This window comes from Massilia sp. MS-15 (assembly GCF_020176695.1).
In the GTDB taxonomy this organism is placed as follows: domain Bacteria; phylum Pseudomonadota; class Gammaproteobacteria; order Burkholderiales; family Burkholderiaceae_D; genus Telluria; species Telluria hydrophila.
Genome location: NZ_JAIWIA010000067.1, coordinates 1 through 589, shown reverse-complemented (window position 1 = coordinate 589; position 589 = coordinate 1). Strand labels below are relative to the sequence as shown.

Below are 589 nucleotides of genomic sequence, written 5' to 3'. Positions count from 1 at the left end.
TAACACACCGATCACATGAGGCGCGCAACGGATCGAATAGCGGTCCTGCAATCTCTTGCCGTTGCGCTCGTCCTGTGCATCACAGACTAGGTCGTTCCGTAGCCATTCAGCTACCTTCTGCATTCCGGTATGTGGTTTCACCGAGAACAGAATTTCATCGAAATGACGTGCATTCCCATCAAGCGCGAATGATGCCATCGCCGTGATGCGCGTGGTAAGCCGTGCGAGGTAAGAGGCACGGTGCCATGCAAGACAGGCTAGGCCAGTCATCACTGCAGTGCCATTCATGAGCGCCAAGCCTTCCTTTGGCCTCAATTTCAGCGGAGTGATATTAGCGTTTCGCAATGCTTCACGAGCTGGTACTTGGACACCGTTGTGCAAAACTTCACGTTCGCCACACAGCGCTGCTGCCAAATACGAGAGGGGAGTCAGGTCGCCACTAGCACCTACCGAACCCTCGCTTGGGATTAATGGCAAAATCCCTTCATCAAGGAAACGAACAATTCCCTCAAGGAGGGACACACTTACCCCTGAGTAGCCCTTGCATAATGAAGCAAGGCGCGCCGCAATCACGGCACGCGTTTCTTCA

At 53.7% G+C, this 589-nt stretch carries 1 protein-coding gene; it reads right to left on the bottom strand.

Annotated elements, in window-relative coordinates:
- On the bottom strand, positions 1 to 589 hold a 589-nt coding region (locus LCI23_RS19650; RefSeq protein ID WP_224948143.1), incomplete at both ends, for an aromatic amino acid ammonia-lyase.